At 65.4% G+C, this 23,371-nt stretch carries 22 protein-coding genes and 1 tRNA gene; 13 read left to right on the top strand and 10 right to left on the bottom strand.

Going from position 1 to position 23,371, the window contains the following annotated elements; all coding sequences use genetic code 11:
- Positions 1–13 precede the first annotated feature (13 nt).
- On the top strand, positions 14–1,816 hold the full coding sequence (locus ABFT23_RS02220; protein ID WP_347892256.1) for an SIR2 family protein: 1,803 nt from the start codon (positions 14–16) through the stop codon (positions 1,814–1,816).
- On the opposite strand, the gene ABFT23_RS02215 is transcribed toward ABFT23_RS02220, so the two are convergent.
- Positions 1,813–2,427, bottom strand: a complete 615-nt coding sequence (locus ABFT23_RS02215; RefSeq protein WP_347892255.1) for a hypothetical protein — start codon at positions 2,425–2,427, stop codon at positions 1,813–1,815. The two genes, ABFT23_RS02220 and ABFT23_RS02215, sit on opposite strands and share 4 nt — an antisense overlap.
- A gap of 69 nt (positions 2,428–2,496) precedes the next feature.
- On the opposite strand from ABFT23_RS02215, the gene ABFT23_RS02210 reads away from it, so the two are divergent.
- Entirely contained in the window at positions 2,497–2,718 is a 222-nt protein-coding gene (locus ABFT23_RS02210; RefSeq protein ID WP_347892253.1) for a hypothetical protein, read from the top strand.
- Between the two features lie 388 nt (positions 2,719–3,106).
- A complete protein-coding gene (locus ABFT23_RS02205) occupies positions 3,107–3,250 on the top strand; it encodes a hypothetical protein (RefSeq protein ID WP_347892252.1) in 144 nt (47 codons plus the stop codon).
- A 6-nt stretch (positions 3,251–3,256) separates the two neighbouring features.
- On the opposite strand, the gene ABFT23_RS02200 is transcribed toward ABFT23_RS02205, so the two are convergent.
- Together ABFT23_RS02200 and ABFT23_RS02195 are read right to left on the bottom strand one after the other, a co-directional pair.
- Entirely contained in the window at positions 3,257–4,264 is a 1,008-nt protein-coding gene (locus tag ABFT23_RS02200; RefSeq protein WP_347892250.1) for a LuxR family transcriptional regulator, read from the bottom strand.
- Between the two features lie 77 nt (positions 4,265–4,341).
- Positions 4,342–6,198, bottom strand: a complete 1,857-nt coding sequence (locus tag ABFT23_RS02195; protein ID WP_347892248.1) for a phosphoenolpyruvate carboxykinase (GTP) — start codon at positions 6,196–6,198, stop codon at positions 4,342–4,344.
- Between the two features lie 396 nt (positions 6,199–6,594).
- Here ABFT23_RS02195 and ABFT23_RS02190 point away from each other — a divergent pair.
- Positions 6,595–6,667 (top strand) — tRNA-Arg (locus ABFT23_RS02190).
- 521 nt (positions 6,668–7,188) lie between these two features.
- Complete coding sequence (locus tag ABFT23_RS02185) at positions 7,189–8,775, top strand: hypothetical protein (RefSeq protein WP_347892247.1); 1,587 nt, start codon at positions 7,189–7,191, stop codon at positions 8,773–8,775.
- 172 nt (positions 8,776–8,947) lie between these two features.
- On the opposite strand, the gene ABFT23_RS02180 is transcribed toward ABFT23_RS02185, so the two are convergent.
- Positions 8,948–10,036 carry a hypothetical protein gene (locus ABFT23_RS02180; RefSeq protein WP_347892245.1) on the bottom strand — a complete coding sequence of 363 codons (1,089 nt, stop codon included), beginning with the start codon at positions 10,034–10,036 and terminating at the stop codon, positions 8,948–8,950.
- Positions 10,037–10,412: 376 nt separating this feature from the next.
- Between ABFT23_RS02180 and ABFT23_RS02175 the strand changes: the two genes are divergently transcribed.
- Complete coding sequence (locus ABFT23_RS02175; protein WP_347892243.1) at positions 10,413–10,937, top strand: NlpC/P60 family protein; 525 nt, start codon at positions 10,413–10,415, stop codon at positions 10,935–10,937.
- 164 nt (positions 10,938–11,101) lie between these two features.
- Here the strand turns inward: ABFT23_RS02175 and ABFT23_RS02170 are convergent, their stop codons facing one another.
- Both ABFT23_RS02170 and ABFT23_RS02165 read right to left on the bottom strand, forming a co-directional pair.
- Positions 11,102–11,875, bottom strand: a complete 774-nt coding sequence (locus ABFT23_RS02170) for an HNH endonuclease (RefSeq protein WP_347892242.1) — start codon at positions 11,873–11,875, stop codon at positions 11,102–11,104.
- Between the two features lie 139 nt (positions 11,876–12,014).
- Positions 12,015–13,031, bottom strand: a complete 1,017-nt coding sequence (locus ABFT23_RS02165) for a hypothetical protein (RefSeq protein WP_347892241.1) — start codon at positions 13,029–13,031, stop codon at positions 12,015–12,017.
- A gap of 602 nt (positions 13,032–13,633) precedes the next feature.
- Here ABFT23_RS02165 and ABFT23_RS02160 point away from each other — a divergent pair.
- From ABFT23_RS02160 to ABFT23_RS02150, 3 genes are all read left to right on the top strand, one after another.
- Positions 13,634–14,164, top strand: a complete 531-nt coding sequence (locus tag ABFT23_RS02160) for a hypothetical protein (RefSeq protein WP_347892240.1) — start codon at positions 13,634–13,636, stop codon at positions 14,162–14,164.
- Positions 14,161–14,694 (top strand): hypothetical protein, encoded by a 534-nt coding sequence (locus ABFT23_RS02155; protein WP_347892239.1) that lies wholly within the window; start codon positions 14,161–14,163, stop codon positions 14,692–14,694. The genes ABFT23_RS02160 and ABFT23_RS02155 overlap by 4 nt, the downstream gene beginning before the upstream one ends.
- Positions 14,695–15,024: 330 nt before the next feature.
- Positions 15,025–15,243: a hypothetical protein gene (locus tag ABFT23_RS02150; protein WP_347892238.1), complete on the top strand. Its 219-nt coding sequence runs from the start codon at positions 15,025–15,027 to the stop codon at positions 15,241–15,243.
- A gap of 88 nt (positions 15,244–15,331) precedes the next feature.
- On the opposite strand, the gene map is transcribed toward ABFT23_RS02150, so the two are convergent.
- Positions 15,332–16,102 carry a type I methionyl aminopeptidase gene (map, locus tag ABFT23_RS02145; protein ID WP_347892236.1) on the bottom strand — a complete coding sequence of 257 codons (771 nt, stop codon included), beginning with the start codon at positions 16,100–16,102 and terminating at the stop codon, positions 15,332–15,334.
- A gap of 65 nt (positions 16,103–16,167) precedes the next feature.
- Between map and ABFT23_RS02140 the strand changes: the two genes are divergently transcribed.
- Entirely contained in the window at positions 16,168–16,461 is a 294-nt protein-coding gene (locus ABFT23_RS02140) for a helix-turn-helix domain-containing protein (RefSeq protein WP_347892234.1), read from the top strand.
- A 165-nt stretch (positions 16,462–16,626) separates the two neighbouring features.
- On the opposite strand, the gene ABFT23_RS02135 is transcribed toward ABFT23_RS02140, so the two are convergent.
- From ABFT23_RS02135 to ABFT23_RS22580, 3 genes are all read right to left on the bottom strand, one after another.
- Positions 16,627–17,037 carry a histone-like nucleoid-structuring protein Lsr2 gene (locus ABFT23_RS02135; protein ID WP_347892233.1) on the bottom strand — a complete coding sequence of 137 codons (411 nt, stop codon included), beginning with the start codon at positions 17,035–17,037 and terminating at the stop codon, positions 16,627–16,629.
- 75 nt (positions 17,038–17,112) lie between these two features.
- A complete protein-coding gene (locus tag ABFT23_RS02130) occupies positions 17,113–18,579 on the bottom strand; it encodes a hypothetical protein (protein WP_347892231.1) in 1,467 nt (488 codons plus the stop codon).
- The gene (locus tag ABFT23_RS22580; protein WP_457622846.1) at positions 18,576–18,812 is read right to left on the bottom strand and encodes a helix-turn-helix domain-containing protein; all 237 of its coding nucleotides are present in this window, start codon (positions 18,810–18,812) and stop codon (positions 18,576–18,578) included. The genes ABFT23_RS02130 and ABFT23_RS22580 overlap by 4 nt, the downstream gene beginning before the upstream one ends.
- 312 nt (positions 18,813–19,124) lie before the next feature.
- On the opposite strand from ABFT23_RS22580, the gene ABFT23_RS02125 reads away from it, so the two are divergent.
- The 3 genes from ABFT23_RS02125 (at position 19,125) to ABFT23_RS02120 (ending at position 23,049) form a co-directional block, all read left to right on the top strand.
- Positions 19,125–22,265 (top strand): KAP family P-loop NTPase fold protein, encoded by a 3,141-nt coding sequence (locus ABFT23_RS02125; protein WP_347892230.1) that lies wholly within the window; start codon positions 19,125–19,127, stop codon positions 22,263–22,265.
- Between the two features lie 96 nt (positions 22,266–22,361).
- A complete protein-coding gene (locus tag ABFT23_RS22575) occupies positions 22,362–22,616 on the top strand; it encodes a helix-turn-helix domain-containing protein (protein WP_457622844.1) in 255 nt (84 codons plus the stop codon).
- Positions 22,617–22,689: 73 nt separating this feature from the next.
- Complete coding sequence (locus tag ABFT23_RS02120) at positions 22,690–23,049, top strand: hypothetical protein (protein WP_347892229.1); 360 nt, start codon at positions 22,690–22,692, stop codon at positions 23,047–23,049.
- The last annotated feature ends 322 nt before the right edge of the window (positions 23,050–23,371 follow it).

Below are 23,371 nucleotides of genomic sequence, written 5' to 3'. Positions count from 1 at the left end.
GGCACGTCCCCTCATGGCCGAGGAAGCCGATAGACCACTCATGCACATTGCACCAGCCACCTCCCTCGCCTTCACGATCTCGGCCCAGCCCGGCGCGTACGCGCTACTAGTGGGGGCGGGTGCATCGATGAGCGCCGGGATGATGTCGGCCTGGCACGTTCAACGAGAACTCATCCTTCGGATCGCCGCTGCCGAGAGGGCAGAGGACGAGGCCCGTGGCGATGGCAGCGATGAGGGGCATCCCTTCGTCTGGTTCGCGACACGATTCGGAGAAGAAGCGACATACGACCGACTTCTCGATGAGGTCGGCCCCCGACAGTTGCAGCGCCGAAACCTGCTCCAAGAGTTCTTCATCGCGACCAACGACGACCGCCAGAGCGGCGTAAAGCAGCCCGTTGCCGCCCACCACGCCATCGCTGCACTCGTCGGAACCGGCCACATCAAAGTGATCATTACGCTCAACTTCGACCACCTCATCGAAGAAGCACTCCGAGCCGCCAACATCGAACCCGTCGTCGTGAACACTGAGGCAGGTATTCGGGGCCTCCAGCCGCTCCATGAGTACCAGTGCCTCATCGTGCACCTTCACGGCGACTACACCCACCCGGAAATGCGAAACACCCCGGACGAACTCAGCACCTACCCGCCAAGCATCCTCGGCTTCCTGCGCAGACTCCAAGAAGATTTCGGACTACTCGCCACCGGATGGTCCGGGCAGTGGGACCCGGCACTACGCGACGCAATCGACGCCGCCGGAGCCACCCGATACCCCATGTACTGGGTAAACCCCAGCGCACCCCGAGGTGACGGCGCAGATCTCGCCACTCGCAAACGGGCCATCATCTGCGAGGCGACCGCCGACGACTTCTTTCCCGACCTGCACGCTCGCATCGACGCCATCGAGTCCCGACGTCAACGTCACCCCCTTGACGCTGCCACCCTCGTGACCACTGCCAAGCGGGAACTCGACAACGTCAACAGCCGAGCCATCGCCACCCACGACAACCTTCGCGCCGAGATCCGCTCGCTCCACGAACTCGACGCATACGTCAACATCCGCTCTCTCGCCAGCCTCCGCGATGAACAGATGGACGAGTGGACAACAGCAATCCTGGAGCACATCAAGCCACTCGGTGCCCTCGTCGGAACACTCGCCTACTGGGGCACACCCGACACCGACACCTGGTGGATCGACGAACTGTCCAAGATCGCACCGAAGCGTTACGACAACCACCAGACCGGCGATCACCATCTCCGCCCAGGTGCATACCTCTACGCGGTTGCGGGAGTATCCGCGATCGCGGCAGGCCGAATCAACGTCGCCGCGCGCATCTTGGCTGAGCCGAGTCCACTTCCGTTCCTCCGACGCGCGGTCGACATGTTCGGCCCATCTGCCTTCTCCGGAGGTAGTGACCGAGGCCCCTCTCGCAGTCGACAACTCTTCGAACTCGTCGAGCCGACACTCCGAGACCATCTGTTGCTTTCTCCGTCGCGGATTCGTCAAGCATGGGACACATGGCAATACCTCGACGCCATCCACGTGGACTATCTGGATGCGGACAAGCAACCAGGCAGCAGTCACGGCATCCCGCCACATATCGCGCGTCTAAGCAGCAACCTGCCCGCAATCTTTGAAACGGTGAAGGCTCTCGCATCCGATGATGAGTGGGGTGCCGATCACGCTCCGATCGTGCAGGCCCTGTTCGGGGGCGAAAGGACGAAACTCGCTGAAGCGATGACCCGCTACAACGAGTACCTGGGGCGAGGCGAGTTTCACTACCGCCACTACGCGTACTTCGACGGCTACTCCGACTAGCCGCCTCTGCCTGCTGCCTCGTCGAGCAGCGTCGGATCGCCCGCGATGTTGAACAGAGCAAGGTCGACGTCGCGGGGCGTGTGGCGGCGGTCTGGATTGCTGGTGCCCATGTGTCCGGCGAGGTCGAGCAGGGTGGTCAGGTAGCGCTCGTAGAATCCGTCTCCGTACTTCGGCAGCCGCCCGAGGGCGGTGAGGGAGGCTGCGACGCGGCGGTCCCATACCGCCATGCGGGTGGGGGAGAGGGCGAGGAGTACGGCTGACCGGAGCGCACCGGCCCCACCCATCCCCGGCAGGGGTCGCATCGCCGTCCATGCAACCTGCCCCGCCACCGGGATGGACACCGTCTCGTCGTTCGCGGCGACGTAGGCCGCAGCCGTCGCCTCCCGCACCACACTGTCCGGCGTCTCCATCAGGCGCGTCGCCCACGTCGCCTGCGCCGTGATCCGCTTCCACAACACCAGCCCACCGATGTCCGCCTTACCCAACGACCCGTCCGCAGCCGCCCGCGCCGATACCGCCCGCAACACCTCGTCATAGACACTGCCCGCCGGGTCGCCGCCCGTCTGCGCCGCCCAAGCCCGCACCAACAGGCCACCCAGATGATTCTCCATCCGGCGACCGTAGGCGCTCGCCAGGGCCATGACGTTCAGGAACTACGCGGACGAGCCGATGAGTTCATCATGACGATCAGACGGTCCGCGCGACTCTTCATCATCACCGCCGTCCTGCCTCTCGGTCTGGCGCTCTCTGGCTGCGAAGACTCCGAGACCGAAGCCTGCCTTGGTCACATGCACGACGAAGCGGTCCGTGAGGGAATCCAGATGGATCACGACGAGTACGCCAACAACCGGTGCGGTGTCGTAGAGGGAGAGGCAGACCCGAACTGGCGCGACCACACCTAGGGGTAGCGGGCCCACGAGGGACTGCCGTTCACCACGCCCGTCTCGCTGCATCGTTGCAGGTCAGAGGGGGTGCGCGGGAAATGAGGGGGGTACCCCGTGGGAAATGGGCCTCAAGGAACCGGTCGCACACGTCGATGACCTGCACTGATGGACTTTCGTAGGAACCCCGCCATAGTCCGTCCCCAGTCGTCAGGCTGGGGACGGCGCCGTGGTGCGCACCCGGGCGCGCCGGGGCCGGGAACCTTCCCCTGTCGGCCGGCGCCCAGAGATGACATGATGGGTCTCGTCCATCCGGGTGAAGGCGACCCTTCGACCGGCGGACCTGACCGATTGGTCAGCAATTCCGCGTCGGGCCATTCCGTGGGCCCGAGACCCTGAAGGTGATGACATGCAGCGTGCACGCAAGCTCGCCCTGGCTCTGGCGGCCACCGCCCTGAGCCTGTCCGTGATCGGCCTCAGCGCCCCGGCCCACGCCGACAGCTCGTGGGGTCCGCGCCCGGGTCCGACGAAGCCGCCGGCCACCACGCCCTGATCGGCCTCAGTCCTCCTCGTCGCCGACCGGCTCCTTGCCGGTCACGCCGGCCTGGCCCATCGCGTATCCGAGCTGGAAGCGGGTCTGCTGGTCGTACTCGGCCTTCAGGTCGGCGACGTAGCCGGCGTAGGTGCGTGGGCTGACTCCGAGGCGCTTGGCGCTGACGGGGTCGGAGTGCCCCTCGATGAGCATCCGGATCGTCATCGCGCGCTGCTCGCTGGCGATGTCGCGCATCGTCGCGGTGTCGCTGTTGGTGAACGGCCGACCACGCTCCCAGGCGCGCTCGAAGACGTCGACGAGGTAGGCCACGACCGACGGCTCGGTGACGCCCACGGCCGTGTGGTGCCCGCCGCTGACCGGGATGATCGCGATGCGCCGGTCGACGACGATCATCCGGTTGAAGAACTCGTCGAGCGTGCGCACCTGCGCGCCGCGCTTGGTGACGGCGTCGACGTACTGCAGCGTGAACGTGCTGCGCCGCGCGCTGTGCTGGTAGAGCGTACGCATCGTGATGCCCCGCTCGAGCGCGGCGACGTCGCGCAGGGCTGCCGGTGCGAGCGTGACCGCGTTGCGACCCGCTTGGGGCTGCGCCGTGAGCATCTCGACCTCGCACTCGGCGACGATGCCCTGGATGTAGGGATCGATCGCATGGCCGGAGACGTAGGTGAACGGCCCGCCCGACTGGGAGATCGGCGAGCGGCGCCACGACTGGCTCATCGTGCTGAACGTCTGCGACCACTGCGCCGACTCCTCGAGCAGCTGCGAGGCCTGGAGGCTCAGCGGGGACACGACCCGGGTCTGCACGGTGCTGGGGTCGACCGGAAGCCAGCGGCCCTCGGCCTCGTCGAGCGCGAGCAGGCCGACCTCGACGAGCAGGTCGAACACGTCGCGGTGGCTGCCGCCGTCGGCGATGCGCGGGTCGGTGGTCTCGATGCCCTGGGCGTTGACGGCCTCGTCGTAGAAGGCCGCGCCGCCGTCGGCGAGCAGTGCTCGCTCGTCGGGGCCGTAGGTCACCCGGCCAGCCTAACGACGACGGCGGCCCCCCACCCCGCATTCGGGTGAGGGGCCGCCGCGACGTCGGACGATCCGGGTCAGGCCTCCAGCCTTGCCTTGAGCCCGTCGAGCTCGGTCCACAGCACGGCGGGCAGGTCGTCGCCGAACTTCTCGAACCACTCCTGGATCTGCGGGATCTCGGCCTGCCACTCCTCGACGTCGACGCGGAGCGCGGCGTCCAGGGCCTCGGGCGTCATGTCGAGGCCGTCGACGTCGAGCGAGCCCGGCGCCGGCACGAGGCCGATGGGGGTCTCGACGGCGGCGGCCTGGCCGTCGAGGCGCTCGACGACCCACTTGAGCACGCGGCTGTTCTCGCCGAACCCGGGCCACAGGAAGCCGCCCTCGTCGTCGCGGCGGAACCAGTTGACGTAGAAGATCTTCGGCAGCTTGGCGGCGTCGTTGTCCTTGCCGATGTTGATCCAGTGGCTGAAGTAGTCGCCGGCGTTGTAGCCGATGAACGGCAGCATGGCCATCGGGTCGCGACGCACGATGCCCGTGGCGCCGACGGCGGCCGCGGTGGTCTCCGACGACAGCGTGGCACCGAGGAAAGTGCCGTGGGTCCAGTCGCGGGCCTCGAAGAGCAGCGGGATCGTCGTCCGGCGACGACCACCGAAGAGGATCGCGTCGATCGGGACGCCGCGCGGGTCGTCGAACTCGGGGGCGAGGATGTCGCACTGCTTGATCGGCGTGCAGTAGCGGCTGTTGGGGTGGCTGGAGTCGAAGTCGGACTCCGGCGTCCACTCCTCGCCCTTCCACGACGTCGCCCGGGCCGGCGGATTCTCCAGGCCCTCCCACCACACGTCGCCGTCGTCGGTGAGCGCGACGTTGGTGAAGACCGAGTTGCCCTTGTTGATGGTGGCCATCGCGTGCGGGTTGGTGTGCTCGTTGGTGCCGGGAGCGACGCCGAAGAAGCCGTACTCGGGGTTGACCGCCCACAGACGGCCGTCCTCGCCGATGCGCATCCAGGCGATGTCGTCGCCGATGGACTCGACCTTCCAGCCGGGGATGGTCGGCTTGAGCATCGCCAGGTTGGTCTTGCCGCAGGCGCTCGGGAAAGCGGCGGCGACGTACTTGGTGACGTTCTGCGGCGAGGTGAGCTTGAGGATGAGCATGTGCTCGGCGAGCCAGCCCTCGTCGCGGGCCATCACCGAGGCGATGCGCAGGGCGTAGCACTTCTTGCCGAGCAGGGCGTTGCCGCCGTAGCCGGAGCCGAACGACCAGATCGCGCGCTCCTCGGGGAACTGCACGATGTACTTGGTGTCGTTGCACGGCCACTTGACGTCGTCCTCGCCCTCGGCGAGCGGGTGGCCGAGGGAGTGGATCGCCTGCACGAAGGCGGCGTCGAGCTCGGTGATCTTGTCGAGCACGTGGCTGCCGGTGCGGGCCATGACGCGCATGGACGCCGTCACGTAGGCGGAGTCGGTGAGCTCGACGCCGAACATCGGCTTCTCGGCCTCGAGGTGACCCATCACGAAGGGGATGACGTACATGGTGCGGCCCTGCATGCAGCCGGCGTAGAGCCCGCGCATGATGCCCTTCATCTGCTCCGGGTCCATCCAGTTGTTGGTGGGCCCGCAGTCCTTCTCGTCGACCGAGCAGATGTAGGTGCGGTCCTCGACCCGCGCGACGTCGATCGGGTCGCTCGCGGCGTAGAACGAGTTGGGCTTCTTGGCCGGGTCGAGCTGGACGAAGGTGCCGGTGCCCACGAGGGCCTCGGTCAGCCGGGTCCACTCCTCGTCGGAGCCGGTGACCCAGTGGATGCTGTCGGGCTGCGTGAGGGCGGCGACCTCGGCGACGAAGGCGAGGACCCCCTGGTGGGTGGTGGGTGCGTCGCTCAGGTCGTACGAGCCGGCGCCGTTCGACGATTCGGTGGAGCGGTCCTGCGTGGCGGTCATGCGTTTCGTTCCCTCTCGCGGATTCGCGGCGTGGGGGACCGGGTCCGCCCTGCCGGCCGTCGAGCGTGTCGACGGAGTGTCTTGAGACGTGGTGTCGATCGCGTGGCTTCGTTGCGGCGACCTCGGGTGCGGCGACGCTAGCCCGGTTTTTTCGCCCGGCGTATTGGACCGATCCAAGGGTCGTGGGCCAGGTCACAGCGCCTGGCAGCAACGTTTCAGTGCAACTGGCGACATGCACCGGGAGAGCCCAAGCAGGACGGCGTTCGCACGTTTCAGTACCGCGTCCGACCGCCGGCTCGGCCCCGACGTCTTGGGCGAGCGGCGAATCTCGTTTAGGTCTGCGCCGTCAGGTCCGCTACAGTTTCGGGGTCCGCGGGAGTACCACTTCCCCGACGAGCGCCTGTAGCTCAACGGATAGAGCATCTGACTACGGATCAGAAGGTTTGGGGTTCGAATCCCTACAGGCGCGCAGAGCAAAACAGCCCCTGACCTGCGAAAACGCAGTAGTCAGGGGCTGTTTCGCTTGGGAAGGTGCGGCCCGTCGCAAAGCCAGGGCACACTCCGGGCACAGCCCGGACCCTCGCGCGGTCTGACGACAGCCTTCGGCCAAGGACTCATGCGCGACGCACGTATCGCGGCGACCGTTGGTGCGCATCAGATTGAAGCAGCCGCGATGCTGCCGATTGATCGCTGCATCGACCGGCGGGTGGCACTGGACGGGTCGACGGATCGGCCGATTAGATGGGCTGGGCCGAGGACCCTCTGGCGGGACATCACGAGCGTGTGGGTTCAACGAGGACCATGCATTTACCGGGCCCAGTCGTCCCGCCTCGGCGCTAAACGATGGGAGCGCCGTTGGGGCGTGGACTGCGGTCCAGTTCCGAGCACGTCTGCGGTGAGCTCGATTGCGACAACGGCCGCCCGGTAAGGTTCGGCTCCAGTGTGCGCAGGTCGTGACTGCCATTGCGATAAGGCGAATGGAGAGATCGGGTGCAGTTCGTCTTCGCGGTTCAGGTGGCGGTGGAGCCCAGCCAGCAGGACTCCAAAGTGTTCGACGAGTTGTCTCTCGAGGTCTCTTCCTGGTTGGCCGGCCGCCACGGCCTGACGATCGAGAACGTTGAAAGCGGAGCCGCCGAACAGAACGGCACCTCGGTTCGCTGGGACACCTCCACCGGCGACGCCGGTCGACTGCGGTCGTTTCAGGTCACCCACCCCGACGTGGACGGCAAGCCCTGGGAGTGGCAGGTGAGCGTCTGGGTTGGCGAGGAGCAGGACGCTCAATGGCTACGGACCAGAGTCGGGATACGGCCCACGCGCGAAGATCAGGTCGTCGACCCCGTGGTTGCTGTCGGCAGTCCGCGCTTCGTCCATTCCGTCATCCAGCGCTTCGGCACTGTCGTCGACGGTCTTTCGGTGGGAATGACCAATCGAGTCAGCGTTGGCGGCGCAGAGGGCTACGTGGCTTTCTTGTGCGACCCCGGCCGGGCGCTGCCGGTGGTCGCGATCACTACGCAGACAGACGGATCGCTCGTCGTTGATCCCGACGTCGTGGCCACCAGGCTGCGGGGAGTTGCGCATGTCGTGTCTGTCGACCGGGATGCGACCTTCGTGGTCTCCGACCTCGTCACGCCGCAGCTGAGCTGTTTCGGCGGCGCGGTGCGCATCTACTGGCCGGGATTCACGATTCAGGAGATCCCGCTCAAGCATCCGCTGTGGGTGCCGCGCGGCGTCATGACCGCCGATGCTGTGGTGAACGAGGTTGTCTCGCGAGTCGGGCGCGCCGCAGCGCTGACGTTTGGTGTCCCTCGGCTCGAACTGACACTTCGTCGCGAGGCCAGCGCCCTAGCCATCGCTGAAGCCAGGGCCGACAGACTCGCGCAGGCCGCGGAACGCGAATCCCTTCGTAGTGCCTCGGGCGGTCTCACTGCGGCCGAGTTTGAGAGCTTCAGCGCCGAGTTCAGCGAACTGGAGTCAAAGGCCAGCGACTATGAACAACGCATAGCCGAGCTCGAGCTCGAGCTCGAGCTCGCTCAGGACGAGCGACAGCGAGAAAGGGAGGCTGAGCGCCAAGCCTGGGCCGTCGTTGCTGAGACCCAGCACCAAGCCTCCGGTGGGGCGTCGACCGCGTCTGAGGCCGCGACCCCGACCTCAGTGCTTGAGGCTGTCGAGATGGCTGCGGCGCGATGTCGCAACTTGCGCATCCTCCAGTCCGCTCACGAAAGCGCCAGCGCCAGCCAGTATGCGGACCCCGTTCAGGTGCTCTCGGACCTGTTGACTTTGGACGAGGTGGCGAGCATGTGGATCGCGAACACCATGCCGGGCGACTTTCGAACGACCTTCCAGGAACGACACAGCGGATTCCGTCCCGACATCTCGAGCTTCGCCGCCACGAAGTACTCCGAGGACTACACGATCCGTTACGACGGCAAGTCTGAACTCATGGGGCCACATCTGCGGCGAGGTGTCGGCCCGCCTCCGACGATCTTAGGGATCTACTGGTTCAAGGACGACGACCTGCACAAGCTGGTCGTCGGTCATGTGGGGCGCAAGCTACGAGACGAGAGCAACAAGAACTAGGGCGCTTTCGGCCCGCCGCAGGCTTCTAGGCATCTGCCCGTGTGTTGACCTGCGGGCGTGTTTCGAGTCGTGCTTGAAGAGCCATTTGCCGGGCTCTTGCCCCCGTTCAGCAGTTCGCCAAGCGACGCTTCGCCGCGCGACGCATGAGTGACAACAATGGATGCGCACTAGGTCAACACTCCCTCAGACCAAGTTCGGTCAACTGGGCGAGCGTGTAACCGCCGCCGAGGTTGACGTTAGGCACAAACCCCACCGGTTTATCGATCTTGACCCAGATCGGTGACGAGTTCGGGGGCGTCGAAGCATCGGTGACGCGATCGCCGTCAGCGACGAAGCAGACCGGCACCACGGCGACGTTGTCCTTTACGCGACCCACTGCCAGGTCGGGGTTGGCGTTGCTCGCTTCTGAGAACACGGAGGCCCCGACGTCGAGGAGGGGGTCAGGTTCGGCCGGGTCGTTGCATCGCGCGTCGACCCGCAGCAACAGTGGATCGCGCGAGACCAGGGGTGCGGGGTGAGTGCCAAGCTGCCAGACGCAGAAGTTTGAGTCGTCAAGCGTCAGGTCTTCGTCGACTGACACACCCTCGGTCGCGTCAGGGCTGGGTCCGTTCGCCGAAGAGTTTTCGTCCAGACCATTCCCAATCGGATCTTGCGAGCCGCTGTTGCCAGTGACCGATAAGACGACCCCCGTGACTGCGCCAACAAGAACCAGCCCCCCGATAACAGGCGCGACCCATCGCGAGACCGTGGCCGCTGACCCTGAGCCAGGCGCTGTGCCGGACGCTGGTGATACGGGTGTTTGTGCGCTCAGCTGCCTGTCAGAGTCAACACCCGCTGTGGTGTCAGTGTTCGGATCGTTGCCGTCCGCGGGCGCACTGACAGCAGGCGCCGTCTCACCTGGGTCCGGCACGTCAGGCGTCTGCTGAGGGACTGTTGCCCCAGCGTCGCTCGACCGGTCCGACTCGAGCGCTGCGAGCGCTGCGCAATAGGCATCATGAAGCGCGACGCAGGTCGGTTCGGTGTCGACCGGTCCGGCTTGTGTCGTAGACGCCCACTTATCCAGCGCCTCAGCGGTCTGAACGTCGCCGGTGCGCGTTGCGATCGCGCCCCGGATCCACTTGCCGATGGTCGTGTCGCTGACGCCCTCGCATTCGCGTGCCAGCGCAGCGTTGCTCCCGCAGGCCTCGCTGTACTCGCGAACGCGACGCTGCAGTGCGCGCCTGCTCGCCTGCACCTCGAAGTCAAGGTCGTCCTCAGGCATGCTCTACCTCCGTTGACGCCGCCGGGGCGTGGCAGGCAGTGCTGCGCGGCACGCAGTGTTGTTGTGCGGAGCAGACCGGCCGGCCCCACGACCACATTCTTGTCGCCGAGGCTGGTCTAAGGCGCGGTTTCGACGAGTTGACGACCATCCATCGCGGTGCGGAGAAAGTTCGCAAGGACGTTTCGGGGATTGTCGACTCGTCGAGACGTCTGCGGCTCCAACAGTTGGAGGCGGCAAACCGCCGAATTGCGCGCCTGACCTGCAAGTTTCCTCCAACTGCATCGAACTGTCCTTGGGTTCATACGTCGCGACCTGCACATGGTTGAGACGTCGATCAACCCAAGTCGACAGCCCAATCACGACGAGAGGACGAACTGTGAATCGCACATCGCGACTGACCCGCTTCATGGCAGCCACCGCTGTTGTCGGTGCTCTCACCGCGCTCGGCACCGGTGCCGAGCAGGCTTACGCCTCCGACGATTACTCGACCAACCCGCCGTTGTCGGCAACCTCGACTCCGGACGAGGCTGACGCGATCAACTACATCAATGCTCGCATGGGCGACACGTCGTACGATGGCTACTGCCAGCGTCTGGTGCGCGAGGCGTACGCGTCAACGGGCGTGGACATCACCGCAACCGCTGGCGACAACTCCTCGGCGGTGTCCTTCTGGAACACCACTAACCTCGAGAAGCACCCGGCCTCAACCGACATCCCAGCGGGCGCGTTGGTCTTCTGGGGTGCCACCAGCACGAACCCCGCTGGGCACGTTGCAATCGCCCTTGGTGGTGACAGCGCCGCCTCGACTAGCGAGCGTGACAACGACGGCGTGCACGTCTTCTCGCTGTCGGCGCGCAACGCCGCCGGCTACGAGATGTTGGGATGGGTGATGCCTGCCTGACCTTTTCAGGCGAGGGCTGGCAGCCCGGGGCGGGGTCGACCGATGATGGTCGACCTCGCCCTTCGTCTTCGCGGGTTTCTCTTCGAGTGCGCCGCCCAGCGTGCGGCGCAGGATGCTGATGACATGCTCGTCTTCGCCAGCCTGCCGACGCAATCGGTGCACCGTCAGGCGTCGTGTCCGCGCTCACCGAACCTACCTGTCACAGCCCAGCCGGCTTCAAGGGCTTCGAGGTCCAACCTCGGGTCCGTGTGAAGCAGGCGGTGGCAGACCGCGCACAAGACGATCAAGTCGTCGAGGCCGGTCGTGAGAACCCCTTCAGGCCGGTGGGACAGTGGCACCAGGTGATGAACGTCAAGCACGCGGTCGCCGAGAGCACCGAGAAGATCGCGGAAGTTGCTCTGGCACCCGCCGCAGAGACCCCTGGCGGCGTCCAGCGCCTGGACGCGATTCGCGCTGGAGCGGCGGCGGCACGTCGCCACGGCTCGCTCGCCCTCGGCCTCGGCGACTCGACTGGAATGCTCGACCCTGTCGAGCAGGTCCTCGAGGAAAGCCTGCGCCGCCTTTCCCTCAATCTTCACCCACGCTCGCGCTGCGACGTCTCTCCAGCGGACGACGGGCTGGATCGGCGCGTCGCTGGCGAACTCCCAGAGGAACGCTCGGTCACTGGCGGCGCCCGCTATACCCGTGACGCGGTTGACGTTCACGATCATGCGCCCGGTACCCGCTCCGACGGTACCGACGAGCAGGTCACCCACGGTTGGAGTGCCGGGGACGTGCCACCCGAGCGACTTGTCACCAGCGCGGTAGCGACTGAGCTCGGCCGACGTCCCATCACATCGGAAGAGCCGCGCTCCACCGGTCGCGACATCGGACGCGAACTCTCGTAGCAGCGCGGGCGTCCGCGCGCCCCAGTCGTCGTGCCCCGGCTCGTCGCCCATCGCATGACGATAGTCGGCCGGGGGGTCTAGGTGGAGGGCTCTACGAGGCGGAGTTCGAAGACGTCACGGTGACGGCAGTGATCAGGCCAGTGGTCAGGCCAGTGGTCAGGCCAGTGGTCAGGCAGGTGATCAAGCAGGGTCAGGTGGCCGGCGGTGCATCCTCGGCTTCGGCGATGACCCACTCGCTGCCGTCCGGCTCCCGCTCACCTGTTCGGCGCATGATTCCGTGCGCGCCAAGGAAGTCCATCATCAGTTGAACGACGGCGCCGGTGTGCCAGTTGTTAGGCGCCTCGCCGCGATGGGCGGCGTCATTACGCAGGTCCTTCAGCCATCGGAGCTTGTGGACCTGCACCGCAAGGTCCAGGCCGGAGTGCTCGGCGATGGAGATGTAGTCACCCAGAGCAGACCGGGGCGTGATGCGCTTGCTCTGATTGGTGGGCAACGTGCTGGACAGGTTGCGAACGTGACGTCCAAGAGCAATCTCGACTGCGGTGGCTGCATCCAGGATCGCGCGGCGCTCGTGCCCTCGTCGTTGCGCAGCTCGAGCGTCTCGGCTCAGCACTTCCTCAAGTGGGGGCTCAACGCCGTCTCGGACGGAACCCAGGATCTGGCGCCACGCTTCAGCCCGCAGCGGCAGGACGCTTGGTGTTGCAATTGTCAGACTCATGGCGCTGTCGTGGTCCGGCTCGATGAATGTCAGTCCGGAGCCAACCACTTCAGCGTCGTAGACGCGGTGGTGAGGGTCGAGATCCTGGCCGGTGTGGATCTCCACCCAGGTGCGGACTTGGTCGAACCAGGGATTGATGTATTCGGCCAGCTGGGAGTCCGGGGTGAACCAGGTCATATGGGCGGGGATCGGCCCGTCTACTTCCACGATGCCGACCCGCTGCACCGTGGTGGCTGGCTTCAACGACTCGGGAATGAATGCGCCGTACTCCTGGGTCCACACCGTCAACGGTTCGACCGTGTCGGAGCCCGCGGTTGAGGATTGCGGCACGGTCTCGAATCCCGGCGGTGGTTCGCCGGCCGGCGCGGTGTCGCGTGGCATCACGACATCGAAGCGCAGCGCCTTGAAACCGGAGGGATAGATGGTGTCGAGGACGTCGGTCATCAACCAGATGGGCACGGGAAACTCGAAGATCGCCTTGACCTTCATGCACTTCCTCCTCGTACCGTGCGGTCAGGGTCTGTTGGCTGACCCGCTCAGCCGCCACCAACGCTTGGCCCACGACTGGGCCATGCGACGCCAAGCAGCCCACTTCGCTTGCGCCAAGGCTGCGGGAGTAGCAACGATGAGCTAGGGCCAACTTGATGTGCCTCTTGGTGTCGCGCCTCCCAGTGGGGTGATGCAGACCGTATCCAGATGACTTTATCTGGCAACGGTTTATCTCAATCCGGGCGCCCGGCCGGTGGTGCGCGGCCCACCGCGCGATGAGCACATGCGCGGCGATGCCCTGTCCAGTCTTCGTCGAGCCCCCACTTCACACGACTGGCGAAAGATCGGCAGTACGGCAAGCTGCTGGCGCCCAGCGGCCAGACATCGGATCCACGCCTGAGGCCTTTCGGACAGGTCTCGAAGTTCGTGTCGTTTAGCAGGGTCTGAACCGCAGTGCTGTGGATAGTCCAGGTGTGACTCCATTCAAGGGTCGGACCAGGGTGACAGCTCGAGCCAGACGATCGCACGATCCACCACATGCACACGACGAACCGACGCCGCCGACCTCGCTGTGGATATCTCGTAGCCCTCGAAAGTGCGACATGAGCGTCGGACCGGTCAGTCACTGGGGACACGTCGGGTCAGCTCTTCTGTTCAACCCGCGGCGTTACGGACCGTACGCAGCCGCTCACCATGTGGCCGGCCATCATTGGGCCCGCCACCGACTTTCCTTCAATCGTCACGCCGCCGGTCTGCACCTCGTCCAGAACAAGGCGTTGATCGCGGCCGAATGCGAGAGGACCGCGGTCGTCGAGGCATCCGCCGTACTAGTGGAGGCGCTCGCCATCGAGGCAGCCGTTTGTGCCGACGCCGACATCGACTTCTGCTTCGACCTTGATGTCGACTGGAAAGTCATTCGCGGACACTGCAGGTCAGTCCATCGCGATGCGCGTGCCCGCGGCTGTCGGGCTCCGGCCGGGAGCGTCGAGGCGCTCATCGGACACGACAACTGGGTCTCCGGGACCGGTCGCAAGCTGCTGCGTGATTGGGCTGGCCTGGCAGGGCTGGCTGATCTGCTGGGTCGCGGTCGGGTGCTGGAGATGGACGAGGTGCTGAGGGTGCTGCGCCGATGAGCAACTCGCGCGATGTAGTGACGGGTCATTGGGGAGATATCGACGCCAACCTGCTCTACGACGAGCAACGTTATGGGGCCTATGCCCGCGCCCACCACGTGGCGGGCCATTACTGGGGTCTTTGGAGGTTGAACCAACCACTGGGACCTGCGGGCTTGTCCCTGAGACTTCCCGGGCGACATGTACCCGCCACAGCGGCGAACGTAGAGGCAACGGCCGTGCTCATCGAGGCATTGAGCGGTGAGTTCGCCAGAGACCTGCACCGACTAGCCGACTTCGGTTTCGGGACGCAGGACCTGAACTGGGGTTCGTTGCGTGGGCATCTCAGCGACTGCTGGTGGATGGCGAGCGGAAGGGGTTGCCACTCCTCGGCGCGAGTGGCTCAGTTCCTCGGCGAGGAGGTGTGGCTGCGCGAAGCCACCTGGCATGCGTTGCGTGACTGGGACGAGATTGCGGCGCTGGCCGACGCACCGGGCCGCGGTCGGGTGCTGGAGGCGGACGAAGTGTCGACGGCTCTGCGCTGGTGGTGAGACAACGGAAGTCGCGCCGTCCGAGTTCACAGCGCGCAGCGCAAGCGGGTGCTCTGCTCGCGGTCATCGTGGCTGCAGCAGCTAAACCCGCAGCAGATCACGAGGACGGTGATGCCGACGAGCGCGGGAAGCGAATCTGAGCGCGCAGACGGCCTCTGCCTGATGTCGCGCGTGCCGCCGTGTCGTGACAACGCAGGACGGCGGAGGAGGTCTGGTACGGGCAGAGGGCGTCGACCACGCATCCGCCTTGACACTATTGGAACGTTGATCCAACCTGGTCTCATCACGTCGCTCTTTCAGGCCACCGGACGCGCAGGGGCCGCGACCGCCATGTCGCTGACCCAGGGAATCCTGTTCGTCCCCATCGTCATCTTGGGAAAGCTCTGGTTTGGGCTGGACGGCATCGTGTGGGCGCTGACCGTCACCGAGTCGGCCGTGCTCGTCGCCGGCGTCCTGCTACTGGGCGCTTCTCGTCGCGCGATCGCTCGCGGACTGGAGGATGGCAGTGTCGAACGCGCCGAGGACCTTCTCGAGCAAGTCGAGGTGTAGTCGGGGTGCGCCGCGGACCCGGGGACTGGGACGTTGCGTGTCGCGGCGTAGTGGACTCGATCAGGCGGTAGGCCCGCTTTGCGCGCGCTCAGCCCGGGGGCAGTGTGAGAACTTCGCAACCGTCGTCTGTGATGGCGATCGTGTGCTCGCTGTGGGCTGTGCAGCATCCCGTTGCGCTTCGAAGTGTCCAGCCGTCCGGGTCGGTCACCAGTTTCGCGGTGTCGGCCATGATCCAAGGCTCGAGTGCCAGCAACAAGCCGGGACGCAGCTTGAAGCCGCGACCGGGTCGGCCGGTGTTCGACACGTGCGGGTCCTGGTGCATCGTCGATCCGATGCCATGACCGCCGAACTCGGTATTGATCTCGTAGCCCGCGTCGCTGAGGACTGTGCCGATGGCGTACGACAGGTCGCCAATTCGTGCTCCGGGTCGAGCCGCTGCGATGCCGGCCGCTAGCGCGTGCTCAGTTGTCTCGATGAGTTCGCGACTCTCGACGGACGCTTGACCGACGACGAAGCTGACCGCCGAGTCGGCCGCGACGCCGTTCAGCGCCACAGCAAAATCCAAGGTCACCAGGTCGCCGTCCATCAGCGCATAGTCGTGAGGGAGGCCGTGCAACACCGCATCATTGACAGCGGTACAGATGTAGTGGCCGAAAGGACCGCGTCCGAACGACGGCGCGTAGTCGACGTAGCACGACTCGGCGCCGGCGGCGACGATCATGGCCTGGGCCCATGAATTGATCTCGAGCAGGTTGGTGCCCACCTCGGCGCGGGCTCGGATGTTGGCCAGGATGGAGCCAACCAAGGCGCCTGTGTGCCTGGCCCGCTCCACCTTGAGCGGGGTCAGGATTTCAATCATGAGGACCTCCGGTCGTCCTTCCAATAACTATCCCGGCAATGTTATCCCGCACTAGTATCGGCGCCATGGTCCGTCTGCCACTCACTCCAGAAGAGGTCGAACGTGGCCGCCGCCTCGGAGAGATCCTTCGACGAGAGCGCGGGCAGCGGCCCATGATGCTGACCGCACTCCAGGCGGGAGTCTCGCCAGAGACGTTGCGCAAGATCGAGTCTGGTCGCGTGGCCACTCCGGCATTTCCAACCATCGCGGCTATCGCTGACGTGCTCGGGCTATCCCTCGACGCGCTGTGGGAGGAAGTGCGCTGCTTCGACACCGCTCGACCTGACGTCGCCGGCGGGCGGCAGCGCTCAATCTCATGACGCCGCCAGCCCCGAGTCGAGTTGGGCGCAAGCGGACACCCGAAGTTTCGGAATGCTTCTGACGGACCGCCGGGTCCTGCGAGCTTGTCAGTGTGGACAGCCGGGCCGGAGCATAGGACCCAGACGATCAGGCCGAGCGCGATCCGTACTGCTCGATGAACGCGATCAGCAGGGCGCCGACCGTGATCGCGATCCGCCCGCCCGCCATGGCGCCGCGGCCCAGCGCGTCGATGACGTTGGCCGACTCCTCGTCGCGATTGCCCTGGGAATGCGCCCGCGGTCTGAGACCTCGAGGCCTTCGCTCCTGGCCCAGTCACGGATGGCGGCGTAGTCAGCACCCGCCGACCGTTTTGCTGTCGTCCGCGCAGCACCAGACTTCGCACTCCGAGCCTTCGAAGGTGCCGGCACGCGAGTGGCAGCCTCGATGTAGGGCTTGAGCGCCTTCTCAAACGCGGACAGGTTCTTCTTGGCCAGATCGATGGTGTACTCGACGCCTTGGAACGCGAAGGTGACCGACTGGGCGTCTTTCGAGCCATCGAGGTCGTCGGTTACGTGCACAATCGTCGTCTTTGCCATGGCGTGAATAGTCCATGGCCCCGGCCGATCCGGCAAGTACGGCCGGTAGACGCAATGCATCCACAGGCACGCGAGTCAATCGCGTTGCCAGTGCTGGCCCAGCCTCGCAACTTCGGAAGCAAACGACGCCGCAGCACGTCCGGCGTAGTACCGCTTTGCCACATCCTCGCTGTGACCTGCCCATTCGGCAGCCAGGAAAGGGTTGATACCCGCATCGAGCCAGAACGTGATCGCGGCCTTGCGAAGGGTTTTCGGAGGCATCGTGACGAGCTCGCGCTTTTCGGTTCCTCCAAACACGCGCTCGCAGGCCGGGCGCCAGTAGGTCTCAGTCAGATTGCCCCAGTTCAACCGACCTCGTCCTGACGGACTGGTCCAGGTGCGACCATGCCCGGTGTACCCGCGTTCAATATGGGTGCTCAACGCGTCGCGTACGGCATCAATCGCCGGGACCTGTCGAAACTCGCCGGTCTCGCGGTGCTTGAGCGGTCGCGTTCTCGACCCGCCCTGTCCCGTCTCGCGGTCGTAGAAGGAAGCTTCGGTCTGCTCGAAGCGCAATGTGGTCGGATCCGACCAGGTGATCCATTCAGGTCGGTGCGCGACAAGTTCACCAGGGCGCGCGCCGAGCGTGCCCGCCACCATGATCAGGCTCCGCAACCGGTCGCCCGATCTGTGAGCCCCCCGACGTGGACCAAGGTCGGCGATCGCGTCAGCAAGGTCCATCACCTCGTCGATTGAGGGAACGACACGGCTGACCATGGACGCGGCGCGTGGCGCAGGGGCCAGCGCGTTGACCCCGGCAAGGGGATCGCCGTGAGTGTGCCCACTTCGCATCGCTGCGCGCACGATCATTTGCATGGTTACGAAGAAGGCGCGAACCGTGGCAACGGATGCTCTTTCGGGATTGACCTCGACCTCGCGCGGGCCGCCGGGACCTGCAGCCTCGAACGAGGCGTCGATTCGGCGAAGATTGACCGCGCGCGTACGTAGATTGCTGCTGCGGCGCTCGACCACGGCACGCCGAAGGTCGTCGGGCAGGAGGTCGCTGAGCAGAATGGAGGCGCCGACCTCAGCGCCGGCGTGTACCCCCACACGTGGATCTCCTGCTTGATAGGTCAGCAGCGTCATGGCAAGGCGCATGTTTCCGCGGTGTCCTAAGCGATTCTTGTCATCGAGGGTGGGCCCGACAATCGGCCACCAGACCGTCTCGCAGTATGTGCGCACTGACATTGACACCCTGGCCGTCGAGGCGGGCACGAGGTTGCTGGGGGATCGACGGCTGCCGGTTGAGGCCTCGACTTCAGAGCTCACGTGGCGCGGGTCGATGGGCCGCCCACGTGTGTCGGCACCCCATTCCATGACTTGGGCGCGGAGCAGCTGGTCGCGAAACGTTCGCGCGTAGCCCTTGGTCTTGAACAGGCGCTTGCGCCCGCGGCCGTCGACACGCCATCGCACGACCCAGACCTCGGCGGACTTCGAGTCGAAGTCGACTGCTCGACGTTCAGCGTCGAGCGCAGTAATGCCGTAGACACCCCACTGGCTCATCGGACTTCCTGGTGCTCGAGCCAGGTGCGCACGTCGTCGGGTCGGAAGCGCAACTGACCGTTGATGCGCAGCATGGGCGGGAGCAAGCCGCTCTCGGGCCCTTTGGAGGCCCATTTGCGAACGGTGTGCTCTGAGAGACTGAGCCATGTGGCCAGAGCCCTGAGATCCAGGAGCGGCTCACGTGCTGGCGGCTCGTGGCTAGCGGGGGAGGAAGAAGTCGCTGTGTTGACCATGTCCTTCCTGTGCTTCTGCTCCGTCGACGCCTCGCGGGTGGGCGCGGACGTGGCAGTTGGATCAGGTGCCGGTCCACAATTGAGGTCCGTATGTCTCGTCGTCGCGCTGGGCATGCCAGTTCTGTGCCTGCTTTCCTAGGACGCGCGACGCCTCCGCCGACGAGGTCCTCCTCGGGCGGCTGAGTGAGGTGCGGGGCCTGGATGCGCATGAACCAAGGGGAATGAACCTGATTGGTGATATCCACGTTGACACCGGGACAACACGTGAAGCAGGCAGCACTTTCAACCGAGTCCACGTGTCAGGGTATGAGCGTGAGTGCCGAGACAGGCTCCGGAGTATCTGCTGACCCCACGGGCCTCGCCACGTGGTGGATCGATGATGCCGTGGTCGAGCGCCGTCAGGACGCGCTCGGCCGACTGGCGTTCGCCAAGAGCATCACGGACTTGATAGCCAAGGTAGGCAAGGCCTCCAGCAGCAGCACTGTCATCGGCATCACGGGGCCGTGGGGGAGCGGCAAGACGAGCACCGTCAACTTCGCGCTCAGCGGACTGGATTCCAAGACGTGGATGGTGGAGCGTCTGAACCCGTGGGCCCTGTCCGGACCCGACGCGGTGGCCAGCGAGGTCTTCAATGCGATTGCCGCAGCTCTGCCGCCGGGTCCTGCTTCCGACCGCCTGCGCCAGACCGTGCTCAAGTACGGCAAGTACGCAACTGCAGTCGTCGGCGCCTTCGTGCCAGGTGCGGGGTTAGCCACCAAGGTGGCCGACCTCGCACTGGGTGACGCCGGACAGCAACCTTCGTTGAGCCGCCTCGCGCTTGATGCCGCAGGTCAGCTTCAAGACATGGACGAACGGATCCTGCTGTTCATCGATGACATCGATCGCCTTCAGCCGCAGGAGTTGTTGGCGACGTTCAAGGCCATTCGTGTGCTGGGGCGCCTGCCCAACGTTCACTATCTGATCGCTTACGACCAATCGACACTGCTCGACGTCCTCAAGCACACGGCATTGGCTAACGGCGATGAACTGCGGGCTCTGGCCTATCTGGAAAAGATGGTCACCGTGCGGCTCGACCAGCCGCCGACACGTCGCGCCCAGATAGAGGAGTTGTTAAGCAGACGGCTCAACGCGGCGCTCACCGATCTCAACGTCCTACTTGATGACGATCAGACGCAGCGCCTGGCCGTCGAGCGGGAGGGCTTACTACTAGAACTGCTGCGCGAACCTCGAAAGGTCGCCCGCTTTCTGGCCCAGGTGTACGGGTACCTTCCGTTGGTCGATCCCTCCACCATCGACGTTGTCGACTTCCTGGTCCTGAGTCTGCTGCGACTGACGTATCCCCGCCTCTACGACGCCGTGAGTGCGGACCGCCGACTACTCACCGAGATCCGTCTGGATCCGGGGGTCGGGTCGAGTCCGGGCGGAGCGGCTGAGGTCGATACCGACGAGGCGCGCTTGGACGACTGGTCCAGTGGGGCGGTCGTCGAGCGCTGTGTCGGCCAAGCGCCCAGCATTGGCACCCGAAGCGCACACCAATTGATCCAGCACTCACTGTTGCGAGTATTCCCAGTCCTGCTTCGAGACTCTGACGCCGCGCGGCGTGAAGAGGACGAACGACGACGGCGCCGCCGAGCCAGCGACCCCGATTACGTCGATCGATACTTCGACCTCAACTCGGAGGCGGAGTCCATGCCTGACCACGTCATCGCCGGGGTCCTTCAGGAGTGGGCATCGGGACAGAGCAACGGCCCTGACGGTGCTCGGGTCCTGCGACTGATAGGGCCGGGCCACAGCCACGACGTCCGGCAGATCGCCAGCGTGCTGCGTCGTATGCGATCGGGCATCACCGACCTGTCCGCACAGCAGTGTGCTGCGGCCTTCGTCGTCGCGCTGCCCGTCCTTGCCCACGTCCAGCCGACCGGGTCCTCGGCTAGCGCGCCAGCTGGTCTGCTGTCGGCCCTGTTGCTGCGTGCCGGCGAAACTAACGGTGACGCAGCCGTCGACTTGACGCGGCTACGTACGGGCGTGGCCGACGTGCTGTCGGCCGCAGGTACAGCTCAGGCCACTGAGGCCGATCGCCGCATCTACACCGCGTTGCTCGCGTCGCTGCGTCACAGCGACTGGGATCCGGCGGCGCGCACTGCAAGCCCGGTTCTAGACGTGATAGCCACACTGTGCTTATCGATGTCGTGGTCGATCCTGTCGGTAGACCTACGCGCCGGCGACGACGCCCTGACGCTAGGAAGTGCTCATGCGTTGGCTTGGCTGGATCGAGCAACCAACCAGGCCACGGTAGACGGACGGTTGGCAACCTTCGCGAATGAAGGAATTGGCGTGGACACTTTGGCGGCGCGTTTTGTCGAGATCGGGACTGATCCAGCATCGGGAACCCGCAGCATCATGGGATTCGACGCAGAGAGGTTTCGCCAGCGCCTGGGGGTTTTGCGGATCGCGGACCGAGTGGACGAGCTTGCTGTCGCAGCCGAATTGCCGATCTCGACCGATGAGGACATCACGTGGTCGAATCTTCGCGGTGTCGCGGCGCGTGCGCTGTTGCGCGATCTCAACGATCTGCCGGTCGTCACGGGGGCTCTTCCTGAGCTGAAGCGTCTCGAGACGCACGCCATGGTCGACCTTCAAAATGGTTTTGTCCCCACTGGGGGAAGTGAGCTTCCTGATGTAACTTTCGGCGCCGGATTCTACCTGCCGATTGACGGCGTCGAGCTCCCAGACGAGCTTGTCCTGACGGAGTCAAACGAGGACTCTTTCAAAGACGCACTGGAATTCATTGCGCTGGGTGACTGGACTGATGAGGCTGTACAGACCTGGAACATCGAACGCCCCTCCTTGTGGACGCTGACTGAGGCGGGAAACGCGACCTGGGTAGAGGCCGGGCAAACGGTGCTCAGCGCTGAGAGTGAGCCCGCGGCGCGGATGATCGGCGAGCTGCGAGCACGGCTGCAGATCGTGGACGCGGGAATTAATAGAGCGATTCAGTTTTCAGTATCGCTTGGACTGCATATGCGCGAGCTCGAGCAGGACCGCCGCTACGGTGGGCGACGCCACAACGAAACGCCCCTGCCCGCGGCGCTGACGCTCGGTGAGGCGGTGGACCTTCTCGCAGTGCTGGGGCGGTGCGGATCCACAGCTGCCGCGCTGTACAGGTCGATGTTCGGAACCTCATCGCCTCCGCAGTGGCAGACACAGTTGCTGATCCGATCCAACGGCGGCTTGCGCGACGTCATCGACCTACGCGGACTCGAGCGGGTAGGAAGTTCGAACCGGTCGATTCACCAAGTCACGTTCCGCTCCGACCGCATCGACAACGTGGACATCGACAGCGCGCAGCAGCACCCGAGTGACCGGATGGCCGCCCGGGCAGCGCTGGCGCAGTGGCTGCGCACCGACGGCTATCGCAAGTTGGAGCCGGTCTTCGGGGCGATCGCGCCCTGACCTCGCGTCCGCGCTTCGTCAGGCACTGCAGCCACGCGGTCTGAGTTCGTATCGTGTTTGGTCTGATCGAGCGTCGGCGCACTGACGAGAGGGAGGGTGGTTGTGCCATATCCGTCACGACCGACGCTTGAGCCCCTAGCCCGGTTTCGGGGTAGCGCAACCATCAAGCCGTCGCCGCATCAGCGCGCGGAGTTCGTGGCGTTCGTCGTCTCCGGGTACCAGGCAGGCCGGTCTCTTCGTCAGATAGCCGAGCTCACCGACCGCACCCAGACTGCGGTCCGCCGAGCGCTGGATCAGGCAGGAATACCTCGGCGTGCGCGGGGGGCGGCCCGCCTGGGCGGCCCGCATTGAGCGCCCGAATCGGCGACAACGCCCCTTCATGCGCTTGCTCGTGCGAGCGTGCGGCACCTGCGATGCTTGGTGGATGGCCGCGAACGACCAGACCGACGCTTTCGAGGTGCTGCAACGCACGGCTCAGGACGCGCGCGTGGTCCTGTGCCGCGCGGCCGAAAGGCCGGAACTGTGGGCACTGGCTCGCGAGGCCTCGGTCGGGTCGCTGGCCAAGACCGTGGGTGGGGCGCTCATCGTCGACCCCAACGCGTTCCCCTCGGATGCGCGCAAGTACCAGACACTTGTAGTGGCTGACCATCTTGAACCCCAGGTGATCAGCGTCGTGCTTGACAGAGCATTGGCGGCCCTGCGTATCGAGGTCGACGCTGACGTCACCAGTCCGGGGTTTCGCTACCTAGCTGCGGGACAGCGAGTTCTGCTCATCAACGCCTGACGTCACCCAGGTAGCCGACGCCCCTGGTAGGAGGAACGGCACCAACCACCGGGCGAGCAGAAATTCGGCTCGAGGCGCGGCGCATGCGAGGCCGCGTGCGCTCCCGGTAGCAACGGGTTCTCGGTCTCGAAGAAGTTGCGGCCCGGTTCCCACCAAAGGACCGGGCCGCAACTGGACCCCCTTGCTGGCTCACGCAGCCCGCACCACCGGGCCGCGGGTCTTTGCCAACAACGGTTTACGCAAAATAGCACTATGCGGCCTAGACGTATACGTCTCAACTCGCTACGGTTGTTGAGACGTATACGTCTCAACCTAAGTGATT

This window comes from Nocardioides secundeburneus, from assembly GCF_039939255.1.
GTDB lineage: Bacteria > Actinomycetota > Actinomycetes > Propionibacteriales > Nocardioidaceae > Nocardioides.
This window is presented reverse-complemented; position numbering and strand designations above follow the sequence as displayed.